Origin of the sequence: Gordonia liuliyuniae, from assembly GCF_021738805.1 — a bacterium.
Lineage (GTDB): Bacteria > Actinomycetota > Actinomycetes > Mycobacteriales > Mycobacteriaceae > Gordonia > Gordonia liuliyuniae.
Genome location: NZ_JAKKOR010000009.1, coordinates 38,977 through 60,430, shown reverse-complemented (window position 1 = coordinate 60,430; position 21,454 = coordinate 38,977). Strand labels below are relative to the sequence as shown.

Below are 21,454 nucleotides of genomic sequence, written 5' to 3'. Positions count from 1 at the left end.
GAGTGTTCACTGTCCGTCATGCACAAATCGATGACACTACGTCTGGCCGCCTTCGCTGTAGCGGGTGCGGCCATCCTCACCGCATGTTCCGGCGAGTCGGACGACGAGGGAGCCTCGTCGCCGAACGAGAAGTCCCGTGCGACACCACGTCTCGTGGTCGCCCACGACGGCGGCCTCCGGGTGCTGGACGGAAAGAGCCTCCAGCAGGTGGCCGACCTGGACCTCGACGGCTTCCTCCGGCTGAACTCCGCAGGCGATTCGCGGCACGTCGTCGTCACGACCGACAACGGGTTCGACGTGCTGGACTCGGGCACCTGGCGTGAATCGCACGGCGACCACAGCCACTATTTCACCGCGACGCCGCGGATGACCGAGATCGCGTTCGAGGGCCCCAAACCGGGCCACGTCGTGGTCCACGACGACACGATCACACTGTTCTTCGACGGCAACGGTGAAGCGAAGACGATGCCCGGTGACGCGCTGGCGGATGGCCAGCCGGAGACCTCCGACTATCAAGCACCGCAAGCGCACCACGGCGTCGCGGTGGCACGCGCTGACGGGTCCCTCGTCGTCTCCCGCGGCGACGAGGACTCACGCACCGGGGTGGCGATCATCGGAGCCGACGGTGAGGAGATCGCGACCGACGACCGGTGCCCAGGCGTCCACGGTGAGGCCGCGGCCGGCGACGGTGTGTTGGCGTTCGGATGCGAGGACGGCATTCTGCTGGTCCGCGGCGGCGAGATCACGAAGGTGACGGCGCCCGACGCGTACGCGCGTATCGGAAATCAGGCGGGCGACGACCGCTCTCCCTTCATACTCGGCGACTACAAGACGATTCCGTCCGACAACTTGGATGACGACGAGATCGAGCGGCCGCGGAAGTTCTCGCTCACCGATACCCGGACCGGAGAGTTGCGGGTGGTCGACTTCCCGGCGAGCTACAGCTTCCGCTCGCTCGCTCGAGGCCAGGACGGCGAAGCCGTGGTCCTCGGCACCGACGGGGCGCTGTACGTCTACGACCCGGCGACCGGGCGACAGATCGCGCGTCACCAAGTGATCGGGGAGTGGACCGAGCCCGCCGAATGGCAGCAGCCGATGCCGCTCGTCGAGGTGCTCGGCGGGACCGCGTATGTCAGCGACCCGGCCAGCGACACGATGATCGCGCTCGATGTGCTGTCGGGGTCGGAGATCGCGCGGACCAGCCTCGACGTCGATGTCACCGAGACCGTTGCAGTCACCGGGTGACCACGACGGTGCGCATGACCGCGTCGAGGCACCCGAGTTCTGTCGACAGTCGGATCATCGTCAGCGAGGGCCGTCGCCGAGGACGGCATCACCGAGGAACTCGCACACGATGAGTGCCACGGAGATGTCCAGTCGGTCGGAGGCTGGTGCCTCCGCGAGCGCCTTGGTGACGCGGTACTTGACGGTGTTGCGGTGGACGGTGAGCCGCTCCGCAGCCCGCAGGTGGCTGTCGCCCGTCGCGTAGTAGGCGCTCAGCGTCTCCCGGAGGACGGCGGCTGTCTCGCCCGGGGTGGCGAGCGGCCCGAGGACGTCGTGGACCCACGCGCGAGTCGAGTCGACATCCCGCGCGAGGAGAGCGACGACGGCCACCCCGCGGTCGCCGTACGCGACCACGGGGTCGGTCGTCCCCCCGTGGTCGGCTTTCATAGTGGCGACGGTGAACGCCGACTGCGCCTGTTGGTGACTGCGCCGGAAGCCCGGGACTCCGACTCCTGGCAGTCCGACCGCGGCTCCGATACCGGCCTCGGACGTCAGGGCGGACCGCACGGTGTCGGCGCCGATCGTCTTCGCCCGAGCGCCGTGCGGTACCCACATCCACACGGTCCGCCGATCGATCGCGGTGATCAGCGGGTCTCCGTCGGCGTGCAGCCGGGCAGCGAGCGATCGAGCCGTTCGATCCAAGTCGCGGACGGACACGTCGTCGTCCGTCGACCACAGGATCAGCGCCGAGTGACGTTGGTCCAGACGGTATCTGATCTCGCGCTGCAGGCGTGCCTCGTCCGGAGGCGTCGACCCGAGGAGGGCGTGGATCGCCGACGTGAGCATGTGACTCTGGACGCCCATCCAGCGCTGCCGCTCCTGTTCGTACGCGTCGAACACGTAGCGGGTGATCCAGTCGATGTAGCGGTACACGACATCGGACACTCGCCGCAGCACCTCCATCGAGTCGCTCGTGTTCAACCCGAGCTCGTCGACTTTGGCGAAGACGTCGCGCAGCAGAACGATCTGTCCGATGTGATAGGCGCGGACGAGCGAGTTCGAGGGGACCTCTCGCTGAGCCAGACGCAACGCGTACTCGACCGCGGCCGTCGTCGGCTGGAGGCGATCGACGGGAATGTCGTTGGCCAACACGTGGATGATCGTCGTGACGTTCCCGTGGACGCTCGCTTGGAGCATCTCCGTCAGCCCGGGATCGTCGCCGAGGCGGTCGATGCCGGCCACGATCGCGTTCATGATGGCCGCAGTGACCTCAACCTCTTCGTCGCGTAGTCGCCGCGCGATCTCGTGAAGGCGCTCGGTGAGCGCGGCATCGTCGATCATCGGCGACTCCCGGGCAGGCCGCGCAGGGCGGACTCCGCGGCGCGGTATCCGCACATACCGTGGATGCCCGCTCCGGGTGGAGCCGACTGCGAACAGATGTACACGCCGGGGATCCCGACCCGATACGGATCGATCGCCGGTCGTGGCCGCAGGAGCATCTGCAGGCCGGCATTCGAGCCGCCGAGGATGTCGCCACCGATGTAGTTCCGGTTCTTCTCCGTCATGTCCGCCACGGACGTCACGGACCTGGCGACCACAATGTCTCGGAAGCCCGGAGCGAATCGCTCGATCTGCGCGACGATCGCTTCCGTCGCGTCGCCGTCGTATCCGAACGGAACGTGAGCGTACGCCCAGATCGGGTTGATCTGGCCGTTCGACCTCGTCGGATCGGCGACATACTGTTGCCCGACGAGAGTGAACGGACGCTCCGGCATGACGCCGGTCGCCCGCAGTCGCTCGGCCTCACGCATCTGCCTGAAGGTCCCGCCCAGGTGCACGGTGCCCGCAGCAGCACAGCGCGCGTCACGCCACGGGATGTCGCCGCGGACAGCGAAGTCGACCTTGAACGCTGATGATCCCATCCGGTACTTCTCGTACGCTGAGCGGATCCGCCCGGGCAGCGCGTCGCCGTAAAGCGACACGATCTGCGCAGGAGACAGGTCGAGCATCACGATGTCGGCGTCGGGAATGTCGCGGCGGGACGTGACCGGGACGCCGGTGGCGATGGAACCGCCCGCCTCGGTGAGCGCGCGTACGAGCGCGTCGGTGATCGCGCCGGACCCGCCTTCGGCCACCGGCCACCCGTAACGATGGCCGCTCGCTCCGATCATCAGGCCGAGTGAGGCCGTCAACGGTCGGTCCAATCGGGTGTAGACGTGCGCGGCGATACCGCCGAACAGTGCGCGACCCTGAGGCGTGCGGAACGCTTTCGCCAGGACGCTCGCGGGGAGCAGCGCGCGCGGACCGAACAGTCCTAGCTTGATCGGATGCGACGGCACGTTCGCGATCGGGCGCAGCAGGTCGGCGCCGAGGTCGTCGAAGTTGCGGGCGAGGTCGCCGAAGACGGCCTTCCATCGTCTGCCGTCGGCGCCGAGACCGTCGGCGGTCTGCTCGATCGACTGGTAGAGAAGGGCCGTCGAGTCGTCGTCGAGCGGGTGTGCGCAGTCGATCTCCGGCCAGCGCCACCGCAGACCGTGACGGGTGAGATCGACCTCCCTCCAGAACGGTGAGCCAACGCCCATCGGATGGAACGCCGAGCAGACGTCGTGCACGACGCCGGGTACGGTGAGTTCCGCGGAGCGGGCGCCGCCACCCACGTCCTCGTTTGCTTCGAGGACCTGGACGGCGACGCCGTTGCGGGCGAGGTGGAGGCCCGCGGCGAGCCCGTTGGGCCCGCCGCCGACGATGACCGCCTTGGTCATCGGGCCGGCGTCGTGTCGGCGGGCGCGACCTGGGGTGCGCTCGCCTGAGCGAACCGGCTACCCGCGTGCGGTGCGACATCGGCGCGGTAATGGACGTCGAACGGGATCGGACCGTCCGGCAGCCACGGCTGCGCGTTGACCGCGTCGGTCACCCGGTATGTGCCGCGTTCGACGATGCCCAGTGCCGCGTCGATGACCTGGTACTCCTGGGTGCCCTTGTGGATCGGCTGCGACTCGATCCAGGCGACGATGAATTCGCCGGGCGCGAAGCCGCAGCGCGTCGATGAGGTTCTTGTTGTGGAAGTGTCCGTCGCCGAAATTGAACCCGAGGATCGAGTTGCACGAGAATTCGGCTTCGCGGAGCGTGTAGGTGTCGATGTCCGAGCCCAGTTCGCGTTGCATCAGGGAGATCAGCGCGCGGCCCTGGCTGTGGAGCGACCGCCAGCCCATCAGCTGATGCATGACGACGTCGGCGACATCGGGCTCGTAGGTGCCGAGCAGTTGTGTACGAGTGTTCTGTGCACCGCGGACAACGAACTCCTCCAACTTCTCTTCGGCACCGGGAGCGAGCGCCCACGTGGCGGCCGCCCAGTTACCTGCATACTGCCGCATCGACGGCAGGAACGAGACCAGGTCGGGTCGAAGGTTGCCCAGAATCGGGAAGAACAACATGACCGCGGCGGCAAACACGACGGCCCACGGTGTGGTGACGTCGGTGACGCCGAAACCGTCCCAGGCGGGGAAGCCCATGAACAGGAAGATCGCGGCGTAGGCGAACAGAATGTTCCACTCCAACGGCACGGCCAGCGGGAACGTCGAGAAGATGAACAGGTGGAACGCGACCATCAGAACCACCGCGCACAGGGTGAGCGTCCGGTCGGTGGAGAAGAGCAGGACGAGCGGAGCGATAATCTCGACGACGGTGCCGAGCACGTGGCCGACGCCGCCGGCGAGGACGGACGGTCGCATGTCGTCCGGGAAGCGGCGGTAGTGGGCGCGTTTGATCGCCTTGATCGGCAGCCACGGCGTGTTCGACAGCATCGGGGGAATCACCATCGCGAAGTGGTGGCCGAGCTTGGAAATGCCTGCGCCGACCCACACGATCACGATCAGCAGCTTCAACGCGACGATCATGTCGATGAACGGCATCACCGCGAAGAACACGACGGCGGGCAGGTACTGCTCGGAACGTCCGCCGAGGAAGATCACCTTGTCGCGCAAGCCGATTGCGATCACCATGATGATCAGCGGGAACAGTGCCGCGGGATTCACCAGGCCCGCAGACCCGGGACGGAGCGCTTCCAGCGTCGTGTCGTGGACGGCGGGAAGCAGGAGCGCCACGACGAGGTTCACGATGATCGCGGCGTACAAGACCACGTCGAACAGGGTGCGACGGTCACCGCCGGTGAACGGGACCTTTCCCGGCCACGGCGCCATCCGAATGGTATTGGGTTTGAGCCAGAAGTGGAAGCCGCCGGTCATCGGTTTGAAGTGGCCTGCGAGCGGGCCCCATGAGCCGCCGAATCCGAGGATCTCCAGGCACATCGTCCACAGGACGAGCTTCTGGTAGACGATCGGCTGATTCCACCAGTCGCCGATGTCGAAGACGCCGAGGCTCGATGAGAGCGTCGCGATCGTCACGCCGAGTGCGATGTGCAACACCGCCACTTTGACCACGTAGATGAGGTTGATGATCTTCGGCGTTCCGAATCCGTGTTCGGCCCAATGGGTGCCGAGCACGCGGACACGTTCCATGAACGGTCGTTCGAGGAAGGTCGCGGGGTCGACCGATGGGAAGTCGGGTTTGAGGAGTCCCATGATTCTCTCCGATTTCTGGGAGTTGTGGACGGGTGACTGCGTCAGGCGGGTGACGTCAGGCGGGCGGGGGTAGTGCGAGCCGGGATGCGGGTCTGCTGTCTCAGCGACGGCTTGTCGATCTTTCCGACCGGGTTGCGGGGGAGGACGTCGACGAGGTGGATCTCGGTGGGCCGCTTAGCCTTGGTGACGATGTCGCGTAGATGCGCTGCGAGTTCGTCGCGGTGCAGGGTGGTGTTCGGGTAGGTCACGACGAAGGCGATGGGCACTTCGCCGAGGATCGGGTCGGGACCCCCGACCACCGCACATTCGAGGACGTCCGGGTGGGTGGTGATCGCGGCCTCGATCTCCTTCGGGTACACGTTTTCGCCGCCGCGGATGATCATGTCCTTGATGCGGTCGACGATCGACAGATAGCCGTCGGCGTCAAGCACGCCGATGTCGCCGGTGTGCAGGCGGCCGTCGATCACGGTGGCCGCTGTCGCGTCCGGGCGGTGGAGGTAGCCGCGCATGACGTTCGGTCCGGAGATGACGACTTCTCCGCTCTCTCCGGTCGGGACGGGCGCTCCCGTCGAATCGACCACGTCGATTCGCTGGCCGGGCAGCGGGATGCCGACCGTGCCGAGCTTGCGAACGTCCGACCGGGGGTTGCACGCCGACACGCACTTGCCTTCGGTGAGGCCGTAACCTTCGACGATGGTGACGCCGAGGGCAGATTCGGCGGCGTCGAGGAGTTCCTTCGAGATGGGGGCGGCGCCGCAGATCGCGAAGCGGAGGCTGTCGACATCGGCATCGGTGATGTCCGGTGACGACGTCAGCAATGCGTAGATGGTGGGCACCGCGGAGAAATAGGTGGGGCGCAGCGTAGCGACGTCGGTGAAGAATCGCCGGACCGAGAACGTTCCGGTGACGCTGAGCCTGCCGCCAACGGCCATCATCGGCAGGAAGCTGACGAAGATCGCGTTCGAGTGGAACAGTGGCAGGATCAGGAGGGCGTGGTCGTCGGCGCCAACCTCCATGTGCTCGGCGACGGCCGTCGTCATGTACGCGACGTTGCCGTGGGTCTGCTCGACGCCTTTCGGGGACCCGGTCGAGCCCGAGGTGTAGATGAGCAGTGCGACGTCGTCCGGCTCGGGTGGCTCGGGGGCGCTCCATGCCGTATCCGGTTCGGTGCGTAGCTCTTCGGGACCGATCTCGATGCGGTCGCCGATCGGCCCGCCGGGGGTGCGTCCGACGACGATCCGCGCGTCCGCGTCGTCGAGTTGGTAGCCGGCCTCGGTGGCGGTGAATGCCGGATTGACGGGAGTCGCCGCCGCGCCGAGCCGCCAGGCCGCCATCAGACAGACGAGCAGCTCTACGCGGTTGGGCAGAATCGTCGCCACGACGTCACCGCGCCTGACGCCGATCGACTGCAGATGCGCGGCGGCCGCGTCGACGCGGTCGGCGAACTGCCGGTAGGTGAGGGCTGTGTGGTCGTCGCGGACGCAAGGCGTGTCACCGCGGTGGGCGAGTTCCCACGCGAAGTAGGCGAGTGTGGTCACTGGGTCGAATCCTTTCGGCTGTGACCACTGACACTATGAATCGTCGCTGTGATTGGATACGGCCTGCCGGGCCAGACTTGTCGGAGGTCTTTGTGCTCGAAGCACAACGGTCGCGGCAGACGCCGCCGGGTGTGTGCCCGTTGACGCCCGTGTGGCGGGCCTCGTACGATCGGTCCAGTGAAATTAGGTAAACCTAACTAAAGGTGGTCTCATGGCTGAATCGGTGGATCTAGGCGAGATTCAGGAGACGTTGCTCATTCCGCTCTACGGGCGGGCCCGCGATGCGCAGGCCACGACGAGTGTGCTCGACGATCACACGGCGATCGACTTGGTCGACGCGATCGACTACGACTTCGAGAAGTTCCGGGGGCCGTCGCTGGCCGGGTCGGTGTTGCGCGCTGCGATCTTCGACGAGTTCGTCCGGGACTTTCTGCGTGAGCATCCGGACGGGACTGTCGTCGACCTGGGATGCGGGCTGTCGACACGGTTCCATCGCGTCGACAACGGTCGTGTGCGCTGGTTCGACTTGGATGTCCCGGACACTATGTCGTTGCGGCGTAAGTACTTCGAGGACACCGACCGGTACACGATGATCACCGGTTCGATCTTCGACGAGGATTGGTATGACGCTGTGTCTGCGCGGGGCGGGCCGATTTTCCTACTCAGTGAAGCCGTGCTGTTGTACTTCGACGAGGAGCGGGTGCACGATGTCCTGCGGCGGCTGTCCCGTCGCTTCGCCGGCGGACGTCTCGCGGTCGACACCGGCGGCGCGCTGATGATGAAGTCACAGGACTCCAATCCGGTGTTCCGGGCGCTTCCTGCGCGGATGGTCTGGACCTGCGGCGACCCGAGAGCGCTCGAGCCGCTCGGCATCAAGCTCCTTGACAGTCGAACGTTCGGCACGCCTCAGCGGTCGGTTGCGCGCCGGTGGCCGTCGACGACGAGGTTCCTGATGACCGTCCTCGGCCGTTTCGCGCCGCCGGTGCGGACATACAAGATGAACCTGTTTGAGATGTGACGGCGGACAGGTCACCCGGGGGCGTGGCTTTCGCCTGCTAGTTGCTGCTCGGCGACCCGGCGAAGACTGTCGAGCAGGGCTCGTCCAGCCGGACTGAGCGATCGTCCGGCCGCGAGGGTGAGTCCGACGCTGTGGCCGACGCGGCTCAGTTCGACGGGCAGCGGCCGCAGCAGGGCATCGCCGCGCCCGATCAGGCCGGGCAGAACAGCGACTGTCTCGGTGCGCCGCAGCAGCTCGCGAACGGTGAGGAAGCTCGTGGCCTCGACGCGGTTGTCGGGGAGTCGGACGCCCGCGCGGGCGAAGCTTTCCTCGAGTTCGTGGCGAAGCGCGGTCTCACTTCCGGGAAGGATCCACGGGTAGTCGGCGAGGTCCGCGAGGTCGAGTTCGGCGGCGTCGCAGAGGGGATGCCCGGCGCCCGCGAACACTTCGACATACTCCTCGTACAGCGGTATCCGGAGGACGGTCGATGTGCTCGGTGAGGTCAGGCGGCCGACGATCACGTCGATTCGGCCGGCCTCCAACTCGGTCAGCAACACGTCGGGGGTGCCTTCGCGGACGACAACGGTGAGCAGCGGACGTGTTGACTTCAAGTTTGCGATCGCTTGGGGGAGAAGAACATTGGAACCCGCGAGATGAGTGCCGACCGAGACCGTCCCGCGATCCGCGTCGGCCAATTCGACGACGTGGCGTCCCGCCTGGTTGAGCTGGGCCAGCACGGCACGTGCATGCTCGGTGAAGGCTGTTCCGAAGATCGTCGGGGTGATACCGCGCGGCCCGCGTTCGTACAACTCGACGCTGAGCAGTGACTCGATGTCCCGCAGGCTGCGGGTCGCCACCGGTTGGGTGATGTGCAACTCCGCGGCGGCTCCGACGACGCTGCCCTGACGACTGAGCGCGTCGATCAGGACGAGATGGCGGATCTTGAGTCGGCCGTCGAGCAGTCTAGGAAGATCCATCTTCACATGTCCTCATGCGCACCGGCCGCGTCGACCAGGTCGATCACGGCTGCGGTCAGTTCGCTTGCGGGGTCGGCGAGATCGAGGAACACGTCGAAATGGTTGCGCCCGGTGACGGTCGTTCCGCCGATCGTGACGCTGTCGGACCACCGTGTGCGGAGGTCGGAGCTCTGCCGAGCGAAACCGGCTGCCTCGATCTCGGCGTCGGCGATGAACGCCGTCGTGCCTGGTGGCGGGTCGGGAGCGAAAGCCGGACTGAGTGCCGTCGCGGACTGCTCGGTGAGTGACAGCCAGTCGTTCGCGGGGGTGTCGACGAGTGGGCGCAGATCGTACAAGCCGCTGATGAGCAGTCCGGCTCGTGCGGTTCGGCCGCCGATCCCGAGGCTGTCGGTCCAGCCGCCGCCAACCATCGTCATCGCCGCGAGGTGGGCGCCGGCCGAACTGCCGCCGACCACGACGCGGTCGACGTCGAGCCCGTAGTCGGCGCCGTGGCGAAGCACGTGTGCATACGCCGCCCGGGTCTGTCGGACGATCTCCCTCAGCGGTGTCGCGGGAGCGAGTCCGTAATCGATTGCCACCGTGGCGATCCCCGCTTCGGCAAGGACGTCCGCCATGAACAATGTGTGGTGGCGCGACAGGGCCCGCCAATAGCCGCCGTGCACGACGAAGAAGGCGGGCCGAGGCGTGCTGCCCGTCCCCCAGACGTCCAGACGCTGCCGGCTGGTGGCGTCGTAGATCACACCGGGGGCACCGTGCAGATCGCGCACGGCATCGGCGGACCGAGCGAGATAGCGGGCCATGATGGCGTCGAACTGGGCCTCGGTGACCGTCGCCCGCGCGTCGTAGTCGGTCGTGGTGATCTGATTCGGCATGGTCGTCCTCTCGTCGCGACACCAGCCAGCGTGCGTTCCAGAATCTATGCGTGTCCAATGCCTGACGGCGAACAAGATATTCCTGAAACGGTATATCAGGATCACGGAATCGATTCCGGTATGCCGATTGTGCTATGCCTCTATCGAGGATTGGTATTTGTTAGACATTCCTGTGCTGCATCACAGTGGATGCATGATCGAAGCTCCATCACAGTGGATCCGCAACTACGTAGACGGTTCATTCGTCGAGCCGGACCCCGACCGCGCATTCGACGCCGTCGACCCCGTGACCGGCCGGGCGTACGCCCGGGTGCACGAAGCCGACCACGACCTCGTCGACCGGGCGGTGACCTCCGCCCGTGCCGCGCTCTCCGACGGGTGGGCCGCGCGACCTGTCTCCGATCGTGCGGCGATCCTACGCCGGGCCGCTGATCTCATTGAGGAGCGATTCGACGAGTTCGTCGCAGCTGAACTCGCGGACACCGGTAAGCCGATCACCCAGGCGCGGACGCTCGACATCGCTCGCGCTCCAGCGAATTTCCGGGCATTCGCGGACATGGTCTCGACTGCCGGACAGGAGTCGTTTCGGACGGAGACGGCCGACGGGGGTGCAGCACTGAACTACACCGTGCGCAAACCCCTCGGAGTCGTCGCGGTGATCGTGCCCTGGAACCTCCCGCTCCTCCTTCTCACGTGGAAGGTCGCGCCCGCACTGGCGTGCGGCAACGCCGTCGTGGTCAAGCCGAGTGAAGACACGCCCGGCGGGGCATCACTCCTCGCAGAGGTCCTCGAACAGGCCGGTCTTCCTCACGGCGTGTACAACGTCGTCCACGGTTTCGGCGCGGACTCGGCCGGGGCCTTCCTCACCGGCCACCCTGGGATCGATGGTGTCACCTTCACCGGCTCGTCTGCCACCGGTACGCGTGTCATGCAGACGGTCGCGCCCCGCGTGCGGCCGGTGTCGCTCGAACTTGGCGGAAAGAACGCGGCCGTCGTGTTCGACGACGTCGATATCGCCGAGGCAGTCAACGGGCTGAGTCGATCGATCTTTACGAACACCGGGCAGGTATGTCTGTGCACTGAGCGCGTGTACATCCAGCGGAACGTGTTCGACGAGGTCGCCTCCGGTCTCGTCGGCGCGGCCGAGCAGTTGGTCCTCGGTCGTCCGACGGACGAGTCGACGACGACGGGGCCGCTCATCTCCGCGAAGCATCGCGACAAAGTCCAGGGCTATCTGGATCTCGCGGTGGAGGAGGGCGCGAACGTGCTGACCGGCGGAGGTGCACCGGATCTCGGCGGTGAGCTGGCAGGCGGATCGTGGATCTCGCCGACCCTGTGGACCGGTCTGACGAACGAAGCTCGCGTGATGCGCGAGGAGGTGTTCGGTCCAGTGGCCGGGCTCGTGCCGTTCGACACCGAAGAGGAGGCCGTCGCCCTCGCGAACGACACGGAGTACGGTCTCGCGTCCGCGGTTTGGACCAATGATCTACGTCGTGGACATCGCGTCGCAGAGCAAATGAACGTCGGACTGTCTTGGGTCAACACGTGGTACCTGCGCGACCTGCGCTCGCCGTTCGGTGGGATGGGGCTGTCCGGGATCGGACGCGAGGGCGGCCAGTCGTCGCTCCACTTCTACACCGAACCGACCAACGTCTGCGTTCAGCTGTGACCCTCAAGGCTGAACGGCAGAGTGAAACAGGACCCGAGAGTGAGGACAGCGATATGACGGTCGACGTCGCCGGACTGGCACGACGTCTTGACGTGGCACAGACCAGCGGTATCGAGACGACGAGCATCGAAGCAGACTGCCGGCTCGACGTCGCGGGCGCGTACCGAGTGCAGGACCACCTGGTCGACTTGCGGCGGGCGCGCGGCGAGAGCGTCGTCGGGGTGAAACTGGGGTTCACGAGTAAGGCGAAGATGGCGCAGATGGGGGTGTCCGATGTGATCGTCGGACGGCTCACCGATGCCATGCAGATTGCCGACGATGGTGTCACCGACCTTTCGCGATACATCCATCCGAAGGTCGAACCCGAAGTCGCCTATCGTATTTCGCGTGACGTCGACATCGACGACCCGAGCCTCGACATCCTCGCCCACATCGACGCGATGGCTGCGGCGCTGGAGGTCATCGATTCCCGGTACCTGAACTTCTCATTCACCTACGCCGACGTCGTCGCCGACAACACGTCGGCCGCCGGGTTCGCCGTCGGCGAGTGGACTCCGCTGGGCGACGCGGGCGATCGAGCGGTGACGCTCCGGGCCGGTGACGTCGAGACCACTGGTTCCACCGCCGCGATCCTCGACGACCCGGTCAACGCCCTGCACGCACTCGCCGACATGTGTCGACGCCACCGCATCGAGCTTCGGGCCGGCCACATCGTGCTGGCCGGTGCGGCGACGGCGGCGATCCCGCTCGACGACGGAGACGTGACATGTGCGGTCGACCGGATCGGCACGGTCGGATTCCACGCCACTCGATCGATGGGAGAGCGATGATGAGCCAGGAACAGAACACCGGAGGCGTCCTTCCCGGACGCGCCGCCCCTCGCGGCCGGTTTCCGCACGTGAAGGTCGTCGGCGACTTGATCTTCGTGTCGGGGACGAGTGCGCGTCGGCCCGACAACACGTTCGTCGGTGTCGAGGTCGACGCGATGGGCACCACCGACTTGTCGATTGAGCAGCAGACCCGTGCGGTGATCGAGAACATCCGCGCCATCCTCAGCGACGTCGACGCTGGACTCGAGGACGTGTGCCAAGTGACGTCGTATCTGGTGTCGATGAACGATTTCGGCGGCTACAACAAGGTGTACGGCGAGTATTTCGATGAGAACGGGCCGACGAGGACGACGGTCGCCGTCCACCAGTTGCCGCATCCGCACCTCCTCATCGAGATCCAGGCGATCGCTCACCGATCGGGTGGCTCGCGCCGCGATGATTCCGCTCATTCGTCCGACACGAATTCGCACGACAGGAGACGACCATGACGACTATTCCCCCGGTCATCGACTTCCACGGCTGGATCGCGGCCAACCGACACCTGTTGAAGCCCCCGGTGAACAACCGCATGATGGCGCTCGGCGACGACTTCATCGTCCAGGTGGTCGGCGGACCCAACGAGCGCTACGACTATCACTACGAGCCGTTCGAAGAGTGGTTCTACCAGGTCAAGGGGGATATCCACGTGAATCTCATGACGGACGACGGTCCGGTCCGGGTCGACATTCGGGAGGGCGAGACGTGGCTGATGCCTGCGAACATCCCGCACTCTCCGCAACGCCCGGATCCGGAGTCGATCGGTGTAGTGATCGAACGTGTGCGCCACGAGGGCACGCTGGAGAATTTCCGCTGGTACTGCCTCGAATGCGACGCCCTCGTCCACGAGGTGCGGTTGCAGGTGCGTGATCTCGTGACCGACATGCCGCCGGTGTTTACCCGGTTCCACGCCGACCTGCAGGCGCGCACCTGCGACCGATGCGGCGCCGTGCATCCGGGGAAGGGGTGAGATGACCGGAATCATCGACGTCCACACCCATTACGTTCCGCACGGTTGGCCGGATGTCACCGATACCGCCGGGCCGGACGCCCCGTGGCTGCGGGTGGAGTCCGAACGCGAAGCGATGATGATGACTGGCGGTACGGAGTTTCGCCGGATCCAATCAGACGCGTGGGACCCGCAGGTGAGGCTGGCCGACATGGACGCCGACGGTGTCGCGACACAGGTCGTCTCGCCGACACCGGTGTTCTTCAACTACGCACGGACCGGCGATCAGGCGGCGAAGATCTCACGGATCTTCAACGACCTCGCACTCGACATCACGGGCCCGGCCGGTGAGCGGATGATTCCGTTCTGCCAAGTCCCGCTGCAGGATCCCGAACTCGCCTGCGAGGAACTCGACCGCTGCCTGGCCAACGGGCACCGTGGCGTCGAGATCGGCAACCACGTCGGCGACCGCGACCTCGACGACGCGGGAGTCGTGGAATTCCTCCAGCATTGCGCGACCCGGCAGGTCCCGGTGTTCGTGCACCCGTGGGATATGACCGGTTCGCCGAGACTCGACCGGTGGATGGCGAAATGGCTCGTCGGCATGCCTGCCGAGTCTCATCTGTCGATTCTCGCGATGATTCTAGGCGGCGTGTTCGACCGGGTGGATGACCGGCTGCGCATCGGCTTCGCGCACGGCGGCGGCTCGTTCGCGTTCTGGCTCGGACGCATGGAGAACGCGTGGCATCGCCGCAACGACATCATCGGCACATCCGAGTATCCGCCGTCGCACTACCTCGGGCGGTTCTACGTCGACTCGGTGGTGTTCGACGACCGCGCGTTGCGCCTGCTCGTCGACACCGTCGGACCCGAACGCGTCATGGTCGGCAGCGACTACCCGTATCCGCTGGGCGAGCGGCCAGCCGGTGGCGTGGTGCGGACGAGCGAATTCCTCGACGAGGAGACGCGCGCACTGATCCTGCGTGGGAACGCCGAGCGGTTCATCGGCAGCTGACGCACCCGCCGGACGGCCCCGAGTGCAGCGCGCTCGGGGCCGTCCGGCGTGCACCCGAAAGAGTCATGCTCAAACGGCTATGGCGGGGCCAGCGAAGAGTATTTGTGTGGCATGGCGCACTGTCGTTGTCTTGATGTGGCACAGCAATCATCAGACGCCCTGCGAGCCTACCGCCGCGGTGTCGAGAAAGGCTTCTCCGATGACCACACCTCCAGTCAGCTCCGCGACGGTGAACCAGTCGCAAGCACGCCGTCGAGTAGGGGCGGCGATGCTCGTCGGCACCACGCTCGAGTGGTACGACTTCTTCCTGTACGGCACCGCCGCCGCACTGATCTTCAACAAGCAGTTCTTTCCGGAACTGAGCCCAGGGGCGGGAACGCTCGCCGCGTTCAGCACGTTCGCCGTCGGATTCATTGCGAGGCCCGTCGGTGGCTTGGTGTTCGGTCACTTCGGTGACCGGATCGGTCGTCGCAACACGCTGATCGTCTCGCTCCTGATGATGGGCATCGCATCGACGTTGATCGGGCTCGTCCCCAACTACGGGTCGATAGGTGTGTGGGCTCCGGTCCTGCTCGTTCTCCTCCGCATCGTGCAGGGCATCGGACTGGGCGGTGAGGGTGCGGGCGCGACGCTCATGTCCATGGAGCATGCACCGGCGGGCAAGAAGAACCTCTACGCGGGCTTTCCGCAGATGGGGACTCCGGCGGGCCTCGTCCTGGCGAACCTCGTCTTTCTGTCGACGAACGCGCTGATGCCCTCCACGTCGTTCGATTCGTGGGGCTGGCGCATCCCGTTCCTCCTCAGCGGACTACTCGTGATCATCGGTCTGGTGATTCGCTTGCACGTGGAGGAATCCCCGTCGTTCGCGAAGGTGGTCAGCCGGAACTCGGTCGAACGGTTCCCGCTGCGCGAGGCCGTTCGAGTGGGAGTCGGCCGGATGACGTTGACCATGGGGCTGATGATCGCGAACTCGGCGGTCGCATACGTGTTCATGGTGTTCACGCTCTCGTACGGCTCCGAGCATCTCGACTATGACCGGGACTTCTTGATCATCTGTGTGTCGGTCGCCGCAGTGATCTGGTTCCTCGCGATCCCGTATTGGACCGGCGTCGCCGACCGGCGAGGGCGACGCACGATGTTCCTCGGCGGCTCGGTCGCGCTGCTCGTGTGGTGCATCGCCTTCCTGCCGATGTTGGACACCGGCAGCGAAGTGGTGACCGCGATCGCATTCCTCGGAATGGGGCTCATCGTGCCGGTCACCCATTGCGTGCAGGGAGCGATCATCGCCGACATCTTCCCGGCCGCCGTCCGCTACTCGGGGACCTCGCTTGTACTGCAGATCGGTGCGATCCTCGGCGGTGGATTGGCACCGATCATCTCGTCCGCTCTCGTCGGCGACGCAGGCGGGTCGTTCGGGGTGACGGTGTACATGGTGATCGTCTGCCTCATCAGTCTCGCGTGTGCGACAGTACTGTTTCGAAGCGCATCCAGCGGTGCGCCCGAGACGGTGCCGGTGGCAGCGACATCGGCCTGAGCAGTCGCCGTCCGTCGTTCACGTCTGCAAGGCGTGTCGTCGATGGAGTGTCGCGGCGATTCCGCTCGCGGCGGCGCGCACGGCGTCCGCGTGCGGCTCCGGGCGATAGCGCGTCAAGGGGCCGGTGACGCTGACGGCGGCTACGACCTCGTTCGACCCGACGTCGAGGATCGGGGCGGCGACACACGCGATGCCGATCGTCGACTCCTCGAACTCGAAGGCGACGCCGTTCTCCCGGGCCGTGTCGAGCTGTGCGGCGAGAAGTCCCGGAGCGACGATGGTCCTCGGTGCGCGCCGGGGGAGCGGCGAGGACAACACCTGCTGACGCAACGAGGGATCGGCATGAGCGAGTAGGGCCTTACCGATCCCGGTGCAGTGCAGCGGCATCCGGCCGCCAGTCCGGGACGGCGCGCTCGCCTGGCGGTGCCCGCCGATCTTGGCTACGTAGAGGACTTCGTGGCCATCGAGGACGCCGAGATGCACGGTCTCCCGCGTGCGGGCGTACAGGTCCTGCAGAAACGGCATCGCTATCTCCAGCAGGCTGCGCTCGACCGACGCCCGCATGCCGAGTTCGAACAGACCGCCGGACAGCCGGTAGCCCGTGTCCGTCCGGTCGAGCATCCGTACGTCGACGAGTTCCCGCGACAGTCGGTGCGCGGTCGCCTTGTGCAGGCCCGTGCGGCGGACGATCTCGGCCAGCGTCAGCTCGTGATCGTCGACGTCGAACGCATGGAGGATCAGCATCACTTTGCCGATCACGGTGTCCGGGATCGCTCCGGAGTCGCTGGCCATGAGGCAACTCTACGCCGCGTATCGCTCAGCGAGACGATGTGCTTCCGCCGGTGGTGCGAGGGCGGGCAGCATGGTCACCATGACCACCAGCACCGACTCGCTGGCCGCCGAACAACAAGCGGCCGACAGGCTCCTCACCGCTCTGCAGACCCGCGCTGCCTGCGCACCCGTCCGAGATCTCATCGGCCCCGTCGACCTGCCGGCCGCGTACCGCGTCCAGGAACGTCTGACCGCAGGCCGGCTGGCCGACGGCGCCCGCATCGTCGGTCGCAAGATCGGCCTCACCTCGAAGGCAGTCCAGGACCAGATGGGAGTCGACCAGCCCGACTTCGGCGTTCTCTTCGACGACATGGCGTACGCCAGCGGCGACGAAGTGCCGATGGGCAGACTCCTGCAGCCCAAAGCCGAAGCGGAGGTCGCGTTCGTCCTCAAGGAGGACCTCGCCGACGGGCCTCTCGACATCGCCCAGATCCGGGCGGCCGTCGACTACGGCGTCGCCGCGATCGAGGTGTGCGACAGCCGCATAGACGGCTGGGACATCGCCTTCGCCGACACCGTCGCGGACAACGCCTCGTCCGGTGTCTATGTGCTCGGTGCGCACCGCAAGACGCTCGACGAATTCGCGCCGGTCGAGGTCGGCATGCGAATGCTCATCAACGGCGAGGAGGTCTCCGCAGGCGACGGAGCGGCATGCCTCGGCGATCCGCTCAACGCTGTCGCCTGGCTGGCCAAGTCGGCCCGCGACTTCGGCGAACCACTCCGTGCCGGACAGGTGATCCTGTCCGGCGCCCTCGGCCCCATGCGACCGATCGAATCCGGTGACGAGGTGAGGGTCGAGATCTCCGGACTCGGCACCGTCGTCGCGAAGTTCAGCGAAGGAAAGCACTCATGAGTAAGAAGACGAAGGTCGCCATCATCGGGTCCGGCAACATCGGTACCGACCTGATGATCAAGGTGATCCGCACCGCCAAGCACCTCGAGATGGGCGCGATGGTCGGCATCGATCCAGAGTCGGACGGCCTCGCACGCGCCGACCGCATGGGCGTGCCGACCACCAGCAAGGGCGTCGAGGGGCTCGTTGAGCTCCCCGGCTTCGAGGACATCGAGATCATCTTCGACGCGACCTCGGCCAAGGCCCACGAGTACAACGCATCGATCCTCGAGCCGCTCGGCAAACGGCTCGTCGACCTCACGCCCGCCGCGATCGGACCCTACGTCGTCCCGGCAGTCAATATCGACAACCATCTCGACGCGCCCAACGTCAACATGGTGACCTGCGGTGGCCAGGCGACGATCCCGATCGTCGCTGCCGTCTCTCGCGTCGCGCCTGTCGCCTACGCCGAGATCGTCGCGTCCATCGCGTCGAAGTCGGCGGGCCCGGGCACTCGCGCAAACATCGACGAGTTCACCGAAACGACGTCCAGCGCGATCGAGAAGGTCGGCGGAGCGCGCAACGGCAAGGCGATCATCATCCTGAACCCGGCCGAGCCGCCGCTGATCATGCGTGACACGGTGTACGCGCTCGTCGACGCCCCCGATCTCGACACCCAGGAGCAGATCCGCAACTCGGTGGAGAAGATGGTCGCCGACGTGTCGGCCTACGTGCCGGGCTACCGGCTCAAGCAAAAGGTCCAGATCAATCCGATCGCCGAGGGCGCCACCGTCGAGACGCTGATGAAGGAGGAGCCCGAATCGGCTCCCACCCACCAGGTCTCAGTGTTCCTCGAAGTGGAGGGCGCCGCTCACTACCTTCCCGCGTACGCCGGGAACCTCGACATCATGACGTCAGCCGGCCTGCAGTATGCCGAGCGGATCGCCGCGCTCGCGGCCGAGAAGGAGCCAACCGCATGAGTACCCACCAGACCCAGAACCCCGGCGGGACACCGATCTTCGTCCAGGACGTCACCCTGCGCGACGGCATGCACGCCATCCGCCACCAGATCAGCACGGACGACGTCAAACGCATCGTGTCCGCGCTCGACGCGGCAGGCGTCGACGCCATCGAGGTCGCGCACGGCGACGGTCTGTCCGGCGGGTCGGTCAACTACGGTCCCGGATCGAACACCGATTGGGAGTGGATCGAAGCTGCGGCCGGCGTGATCGACAACGCACGACTGACCACACTGCTGCTACCGGGTGTCGGCACCGTCGACGAACTCCAGCGGGCCTGGGACCTCGGAGTCCGGTCGGTCCGCATCGCGACCCACTGCACCGAGGCCGACGTTTCTGCACAGCACATCGCCGCGGCCCGCGAGATCGGCATGGACGTGTCGGGCTTTCTGATGCTCTCGCACATGTCCGAGCCCGAGACGCTCGCGCAGCAGGCCAAGCTGATGGAGTCCTACGGTGCGCACTGCGTGTACGTCACCGACTCGGGCGGCCGCCTGACGATGACGGACGTCGAAGCTCGCATCAAGGCGTACCGTGACGTTCTCGATCCGGCCACCCAGATCGGCATCCACGCCCACGAGAACCTGTCGCTGTCGGTCGCGAACTCCGTCGTCGCCGTCGAGAACGGTGTGTACCGGGTCGACGCGTCGCTCGCCGGACACGGTGCGGGCGCAGGCAATTGCCCGATCGAGCCGTTCATCGCCGTCGCCAACCTCTCCGGGTTCGAGCATCGGTGCGACCTCAACGCACTGGAAGACGCGGCAGACGACATCGTCCGACCGCTGCAGGACCGCCCGGTCCGCGTCGACCGCGAGACCCTCACCCTCGGCTACGCGGGCGTGTACTCGTCGTTCCTGCGACATGCCGAAGCCGCCGCTCAGCGCTACGAGCTGGATGTGCGCGACATCCTGACCGTCTGTGGCGAGCGTCGGCTCGTCGGCGGTCAGGAGGACATGATCGTCGACATCGCGCTGACCCTCGTCGAGGAGCGCGAAACGGCTCAGGCCGAACCGGCGGGAGTCTGACGTCCCGCCGGTCGGGCTGATCTGTCACAGTAGAACTCGTGATCAGAATCGGCCTGACCGGCGGTATCGGCGCTGGAAAATCGACAGTCGCTCAGACGCTCATCTCCCAGGGTGCCTACCACGTCGACGCGGACAAGATTGCTCGCGAAGTCGTCGACCGCGGCACCCCCGGCCTCGCGCAGCTGGCCGAGGCGTTCGGCGAGGAGATCCTGTCCGCCGACGGCAGCCTGGATCGTCCGGCGCTCGCCGCGAAGGCCTTCGTCAGCGACGAGAACCGGCAGCTCCTCAACTCGATCACCCACCCGTTGATCGGCGCACGCACCCAAGAGCTCACCGACGCGGCCCCCGACGACGCGATCATCCTCCACGACGTCCCCCTGCTGGTGGAAGGGCATATGGCGCCGTTCTACCACCTGGTCGTCGTGGTCCACACCGACGCCGATGTCCGGCTGGACCGACTCGTCGATCTGCGTGGGATGGAAATCAGCGATGCCCGCCAGCGCATTGCGGCACAAGCCACCGACGACCAGCGACGCGCCGTTGCCGACGTCTGGCTCGACAACTCCGGGGCCCCCGAGGTGCTCGCTGCCGCCGCAGTCGCCGTGTGGGACGAGCGACTGGCGCCGTTCCGCGACAATGTGTCCGCGGGACGCGCCGTGGCGCCGACGATCGACGACACCGCCGACGACCCGGAATGGGCCGCGCTCAGCGCGCGCGTCGTCAATCGCCTGTGGGCGCTCGTCGGTGCCGGAGCGCACGCTGTCGAACACACCGCGACGACTCTGTCCGACGACAATCCGGCCCGCCCGGTGCTGGACATGACCGTCACCGTCGCCGACCTCGCCGCAGCCAACGCCCTCGCCGCCCCGCTCGCGGCAGGCGGTTTTCCGGCTGTCCAGTCCACCGACCCTGCGCAGCGCCTGCACGGCAGCGCCGACCCCGGCCGCGGCGTCCGAATCCGCGTGGTTCAGCGTTCCGCGACGTAGTAGTCGCGGACCGAGAGGGCGGCGATCGGCGTCCACCGGGGAGGCGGACCGTCGACGGCGTCCGTGTCGGCGTCGTCCGCGGAGCCCTGGCCGGACTGCATGCCGAGCACGGTCGACGGTGCATGGTCGACGAGGGCGGCGAGCGCGTAGAGGGCGGCGAGGACGTGAACGCACATCGTCTTCCGCGCCCGACACGAGCAGTCGGCGGCTTCGAGGGCGGCGGCCGGGCGCAGTCCCCGCGCGCGCAGAGCCGCGTGGACCGTGTCGTCGGGCTCGGTCCGCGACCCCATCTCCTCGCGGAGCGCCACCACCACGGCGGACTCCATCGCCGCGATCTCCAGGCGTGCAACCGATGCTTCGCCGCCTCGGTGGACGCGTGCGGTGACCTGCCTGCCGTCGATCTCCAACGTGACCCCGTTGTTCCGCGCGATCCGGCGAGCGCTCGGCGCCGAAGCGTTTGGGACAGACGCCGTGATGGGCTCGGCGATCCGGACGATGTCCGCGCCCCAGGTCGTGAATCCGAAATCCGTTGCCATCGTC

At 66.6% G+C, this 21,454-nt stretch carries 19 protein-coding genes and 1 pseudogene; 12 read left to right on the top strand and 8 right to left on the bottom strand.

From position 1 onward, the window contains the following. Positions 1–30 precede the first annotated feature (30 nt). The gene (locus L5G33_RS12075; protein WP_236998435.1) at positions 31–1,245 is read left to right on the top strand and encodes a hypothetical protein; all 1,215 of its coding nucleotides are present in this window, start codon (positions 31–33) and stop codon (positions 1,243–1,245) included. Positions 1,246–1,305: 60 nt separating this feature from the next. On the opposite strand, the gene L5G33_RS12070 is transcribed toward L5G33_RS12075, so the two are convergent. The 4 genes and pseudogenes from L5G33_RS12070 to L5G33_RS12055 form a co-directional block, all read right to left on the bottom strand. Beyond that, the gene (locus L5G33_RS12070; protein ID WP_236998434.1) at positions 1,306–2,565 is read right to left on the bottom strand and encodes a PucR family transcriptional regulator; all 1,260 of its coding nucleotides are present in this window, start codon (positions 2,563–2,565) and stop codon (positions 1,306–1,308) included. Next, positions 2,562–3,986, bottom strand: coding sequence for a phytoene desaturase family protein (locus L5G33_RS12065; protein ID WP_236998433.1), 1,425 nt, complete (start codon positions 3,984–3,986; stop codon positions 2,562–2,564). The genes L5G33_RS12070 and L5G33_RS12065 overlap by 4 nt, the downstream gene beginning before the upstream one ends. Beyond that, positions 3,983–5,804, bottom strand: a pseudogene (locus L5G33_RS12060) (DUF3556 domain-containing protein). The gene L5G33_RS12065 and the pseudogene L5G33_RS12060 overlap by 4 nt, the downstream one beginning before the upstream one ends. Positions 5,805–5,845: 41 nt before the next feature. After that, positions 5,846–7,342 (bottom strand): class I adenylate-forming enzyme family protein, encoded by a 1,497-nt coding sequence (locus L5G33_RS12055; protein WP_236998432.1) that lies wholly within the window; start codon positions 7,340–7,342, stop codon positions 5,846–5,848. Positions 7,343–7,553: 211 nt separating this feature from the next. Between L5G33_RS12055 and L5G33_RS12050 the strand changes: the two genes are divergently transcribed. Continuing rightward, on the top strand, positions 7,554–8,360 hold the full coding sequence (locus L5G33_RS12050; RefSeq protein ID WP_236998431.1) for a class I SAM-dependent methyltransferase: 807 nt from the start codon (positions 7,554–7,556) through the stop codon (positions 8,358–8,360). Between the two features lie 11 nt (positions 8,361–8,371). On the opposite strand, the gene L5G33_RS12045 is transcribed toward L5G33_RS12050, so the two are convergent. Both L5G33_RS12045 and L5G33_RS12040 read right to left on the bottom strand, forming a co-directional pair. Then, positions 8,372–9,316: a LysR substrate-binding domain-containing protein gene (locus L5G33_RS12045; RefSeq protein ID WP_236998430.1), complete on the bottom strand. Its 945-nt coding sequence runs from the start codon at positions 9,314–9,316 to the stop codon at positions 8,372–8,374. 2 nt (positions 9,317–9,318) lie between these two features. After that, positions 9,319–10,188, bottom strand: coding sequence for an alpha/beta hydrolase (locus tag L5G33_RS12040; protein ID WP_236998429.1), 870 nt, complete (start codon positions 10,186–10,188; stop codon positions 9,319–9,321). A 193-nt stretch (positions 10,189–10,381) separates the two neighbouring features. Here L5G33_RS12040 and L5G33_RS12035 point away from each other — a divergent pair, with 193 nt between their 5' ends. The 6 genes from L5G33_RS12035 to L5G33_RS12010 all read left to right on the top strand — a co-directional run bounded on the left by L5G33_RS12035 (position 10,382) and on the right by L5G33_RS12010 (position 16,221). Beyond that, positions 10,382–11,857, top strand: a complete 1,476-nt coding sequence (locus tag L5G33_RS12035; protein WP_236998428.1) for a 2-hydroxymuconic semialdehyde dehydrogenase — start codon at positions 10,382–10,384, stop codon at positions 11,855–11,857. A gap of 53 nt (positions 11,858–11,910) precedes the next feature. Further along, positions 11,911–12,687: a 2-keto-4-pentenoate hydratase gene (locus L5G33_RS12030; RefSeq protein ID WP_236998427.1), complete on the top strand. Its 777-nt coding sequence runs from the start codon at positions 11,911–11,913 to the stop codon at positions 12,685–12,687. After that, a complete protein-coding gene (locus L5G33_RS12025) occupies positions 12,687–13,175 on the top strand; it encodes a RidA family protein (RefSeq protein ID WP_236998426.1) in 489 nt (162 codons plus the stop codon). The genes L5G33_RS12030 and L5G33_RS12025 overlap by 1 nt, the downstream gene beginning before the upstream one ends. Then, positions 13,172–13,693 carry a 3-hydroxyanthranilate 3,4-dioxygenase gene (locus L5G33_RS12020; protein ID WP_236998425.1) on the top strand — a complete coding sequence of 174 codons (522 nt, stop codon included), beginning with the start codon at positions 13,172–13,174 and terminating at the stop codon, positions 13,691–13,693. Before L5G33_RS12025 ends, L5G33_RS12020 begins: the two co-directional genes overlap by 4 nt. A 1-nt stretch (position 13,694) precedes the next feature. Next, positions 13,695–14,687, top strand: a complete 993-nt coding sequence (locus tag L5G33_RS12015) for an amidohydrolase family protein (RefSeq protein ID WP_236998424.1) — start codon at positions 13,695–13,697, stop codon at positions 14,685–14,687. A 199-nt stretch (positions 14,688–14,886) separates the two neighbouring features. Beyond that, positions 14,887–16,221: an MFS transporter gene (locus L5G33_RS12010; RefSeq protein WP_372476895.1), complete on the top strand. Its 1,335-nt coding sequence runs from the start codon at positions 14,887–14,889 to the stop codon at positions 16,219–16,221. Between the two features lie 18 nt (positions 16,222–16,239). On the opposite strand, the gene L5G33_RS12005 is transcribed toward L5G33_RS12010, so the two are convergent. Beyond that, positions 16,240–17,013, bottom strand: a complete 774-nt coding sequence (locus L5G33_RS12005; protein ID WP_236998423.1) for an IclR family transcriptional regulator — start codon at positions 17,011–17,013, stop codon at positions 16,240–16,242. A 79-nt stretch (positions 17,014–17,092) separates the two neighbouring features. Between L5G33_RS12005 and L5G33_RS12000 the strand changes: the two genes are divergently transcribed. The 4 genes from L5G33_RS12000 to coaE are packed head-to-tail and all read left to right on the top strand — an operon-like array spanning position 17,093 to position 20,914. Then, on the top strand, positions 17,093–17,905 hold the full coding sequence (locus L5G33_RS12000; RefSeq protein ID WP_236998422.1) for a 2-keto-4-pentenoate hydratase: 813 nt from the start codon (positions 17,093–17,095) through the stop codon (positions 17,903–17,905). Then, positions 17,902–18,864, top strand: a complete 963-nt coding sequence (locus L5G33_RS11995; RefSeq protein ID WP_236998421.1) for an acetaldehyde dehydrogenase (acetylating) — start codon at positions 17,902–17,904, stop codon at positions 18,862–18,864. The genes L5G33_RS12000 and L5G33_RS11995 overlap by 4 nt, the downstream gene beginning before the upstream one ends. Next, a complete protein-coding gene (dmpG, locus tag L5G33_RS11990) occupies positions 18,861–19,928 on the top strand; it encodes a 4-hydroxy-2-oxovalerate aldolase (RefSeq protein ID WP_236998420.1) in 1,068 nt (355 codons plus the stop codon). Before L5G33_RS11995 ends, dmpG begins: the two co-directional genes overlap by 4 nt. Positions 19,929–19,966: 38 nt before the next feature. Then, positions 19,967–20,914 carry a dephospho-CoA kinase gene (coaE, locus tag L5G33_RS11985; RefSeq protein WP_236998419.1) on the top strand — a complete coding sequence of 316 codons (948 nt, stop codon included), beginning with the start codon at positions 19,967–19,969 and terminating at the stop codon, positions 20,912–20,914. Here the strand turns inward: coaE and L5G33_RS11980 are convergent. After that, the gene (locus L5G33_RS11980; protein WP_236998418.1) at positions 20,896–21,450 is read right to left on the bottom strand and encodes an SWIM zinc finger family protein; all 555 of its coding nucleotides are present in this window, start codon (positions 21,448–21,450) and stop codon (positions 20,896–20,898) included. The two genes, coaE and L5G33_RS11980, sit on opposite strands and share 19 nt — an antisense overlap. Positions 21,451–21,454: the final 4 nt, after the last annotated feature.